This window comes from Peribacillus sp. (assembly GCF_059453735.1).
Genome location: NZ_JAZVJO010000415.1, coordinates 1 through 2673, shown reverse-complemented (window position 1 = coordinate 2673; position 2673 = coordinate 1). Strand labels below are relative to the sequence as shown.

Below are 2673 nucleotides of genomic sequence, written 5' to 3'. Positions count from 1 at the left end.
GAAGCACTAGAAGAAGATTTTAATGAGTATGCTCAAAAAATTATTGATAATGCCAAGCGTTTGGGCGAATCCTTGAAAAATGAAGGATTAAAGCTTGTTTCTGATGGCACAGACAATCATTTGCTACTATTAGATACACGCTCTGTGAATCTAACTGGAAAAGTTGCTGAGCGTGCTTTAGATGATATTGGTATTACAGTTAATAAAAATGCAATTCCGTTTGATCCGGAAACACCATTTGTGACAAGCGGTATCCGTATTGGTACAGCGGCTGTCACTTCAAGAGGCTTTGGTTTAGAAGATATGGATGAAATTGCTTCTATTATCAATCTTGTATTGAAGAACGTTGAAAATGAAGAGAAACTTGAAGAAGCATCTAAGCGAGTGGAAGCTCTTTCGAGTAAATACCAATTATACGCAGAGTATTAAGACACGAAGCCGCCCTAACTTTCAGGGCGGCTTTTGCTCTATTTTTCCAGCCGAGGTCTGACTTCTTATAATTTATTGAAGTCTTTCTGCTTTTTCTGTAGAATGGGTAGAAGTGTCAAGATGGCTGGTCTAAAATGGCCGAGAAAAAAGGGGAAAAATCCACATAAAGAATAGGAGCGACTAATATGTCAAAAGTATTTGTTTTTGATCATCCGCTAATTCAACATAAAATCGCATACATACGTGACGTGAAAACAGGCACGAAAGAATTCCGTGAACTAGTGGACGAAGTCGCAACTCTAATGGCTTTTGAAATTACTAGAGATCTTCCTCTTGAGGAAGTAGAGATCGAAACACCAGTATGCACAGCGAAATTCAATGTCTTATCAGGTAAAAAATTAGGCATTATCCCAATTCTGCGCGCAGGTATTGGAATGGTTGATGGAATATTGAAACTGATTCCAGCTGCGAAGGTCGGCCACGTTGGTCTATACCGTGATCCACAAACGCTTAAACCTGTTGAATATTATGTGAAGCTTCCAAGCGATTTGGCTGAACGTGAGTGCATCGTGGTTGATCCAATGCTTGCTACAGGCGGATCGGCTATCGAAGCCATTGAATCCATCAAGAAGCGCGGCGCGGTTAATATTAAATTCATGTGCCTAATTGCTGCTCCAGAAGGCGTAGAAGCACTTCAAGAGGCTCACCCTGATGTGGAGATTTTCATTGCTGCCCTTGATGAAAAGCTAGACGACCATGGTTATATTGTTCCAGGTCTTGGGGATGCTGGAGACCGTCTATTCGGAACAAAATAAGTACGGAGGTGAAAAAATGATCAAACCAATTAAGGTTATGACGATTTTTGGGACAAGACCGGAAGCTGTAAAAATGGCTCCTTTAGTACTTGAATTCCAAAAACATCCAGATTATTTCACTCCCATCGTGGCAGTCACCGCTCAACACCGGCAAATGCTTGATCAGGTGTTAAACTTATTTTCGATTAAACCTGACTATGATCTTAACATTATGCAGGATCGCCAAACGCTTGCCGATATCACAACACGAGGACTTAGCGGCTTGGACAAAGTGATGAAAGAAGCAAATCCTGATATCGTGCTCGTGCATGGGGATACAACAACGACATTTGTTGCGAGTCTTGCGGCTTTTTATAATCGAATCAGGGTCGGTCATGTTGAGGCAGGTCTGCGGACGTGGAATAAATTCTCTCCCTATCCGGAGGAAGTAAACAGACAGCTGACGGGGATCATCGCTGATCTGCATTTTGCACCTACAGATCTTGCAGTAGAAAACCTGAAGCTTGAAAATAAAACAGAAAACATATTTGTGACCGGTAATACCGCTACAGATGCATTGAAAACAACTGTTTCCGAAAGCTATTCGCATCCGATTCTAGATCAGATTGGCAGTGACCGTTTGATTTTAATGACGGCCCACCGCCGCGAAAATTTAGGGCAGCCGATGCGGAATATTTTCAAAGCAGTGAAACGCATTTTGGCAGAACAGGACGATATTCAAGTGATCTATCCCGTTCATTTGAATCCAGCTGTCCGTGAACTTGCAGATGAAATTCTTGGGAATGATCCGAGAATACATCTTATCGAACCACTTGATGTTCTTGATTTCCACAATTTTGCTGCAAGAGCACACCTAATTATGACGGATTCAGGTGGCATACAGGAAGAAGCACCGACTCTTGGCGTTCCCGTTCTCGTTTTACGAGATACCACTGAACGGCCAGAGGGAATATCGGCGGGAACATTGAAACTTGCCGGCACGGATGAAGACACCATTTTCCATTTAGCAATGGAACTCTTAACCGACCAGCAAGTTTACCAAAGCATGGCCCATGCTTCTAATCCATATGGGGATGGTAATGCATCCGTCAGAATTGCAGAAGCCATCCGCTATTACTTCAAACAAACCGATACAGCACCCGAACCGTTTCGGGTTGAAGAAAAAAAGGAAAAGTCACGCTGATTTTTTCTAAAGGTTGCCGAGAACCCTCGGCAGCCTCTTTTTCTTTTTAGCGGAGGTTCGGCCTTCCGCACACAAAAGAGGCTGAAGCGCACAGGTTTTACACGTTTCCGCACAGAACGATTGTGGAGGACCCTAGTCTAAAAAGGTTTCGAATCCACAACCCCCATATTCTAGATAATTTAGTTTAGATATGAATAGCCTTCTGTATCTGTGAAACCCTAACTAAAAAATGGGGTGTTGTATGTT

2 protein-coding genes and 1 pseudogene are annotated in these 2673 nt (G+C 42.6%); all 3 read left to right on the top strand.

Going from position 1 to position 2673, the window contains the following annotated elements; translation table 11 throughout:
* Window positions 1-429, top strand: a pseudogene (locus tag AC52RT_RS13770) (serine hydroxymethyltransferase); the annotation flags it as partial.
* Window positions 430-614: 185 nt separating this feature from the next.
* A complete protein-coding gene (gene upp, locus AC52RT_RS13765; RefSeq protein WP_495541270.1) occupies window positions 615-1244 on the top strand; it encodes a uracil phosphoribosyltransferase in 630 nt (209 codons plus the stop codon).
* Between the two features lie 16 nt (window positions 1245-1260).
* On the top strand, window positions 1261-2427 hold the full coding sequence (gene wecB / locus AC52RT_RS13760) for a non-hydrolyzing UDP-N-acetylglucosamine 2-epimerase (protein ID WP_495541269.1): 1167 nt from the start codon (window positions 1261-1263) through the stop codon (window positions 2425-2427).
* Window positions 2428-2673: the final 246 nt, after the last annotated feature.

Bases quoted from the DNA above. Each gene is read 5' to 3' on its own strand.
- upp (WP_495541270.1), top strand. From the start codon at position 615: ATGTCAAAAGTATTTGTTTTTGATCATCCGCTAATTCAACATAAAATC.
- wecB (WP_495541269.1), top strand. From the start codon at position 1,261: ATGATCAAACCAATTAAGGTTATGACGATTTTTGGGACAAGACCGGAA.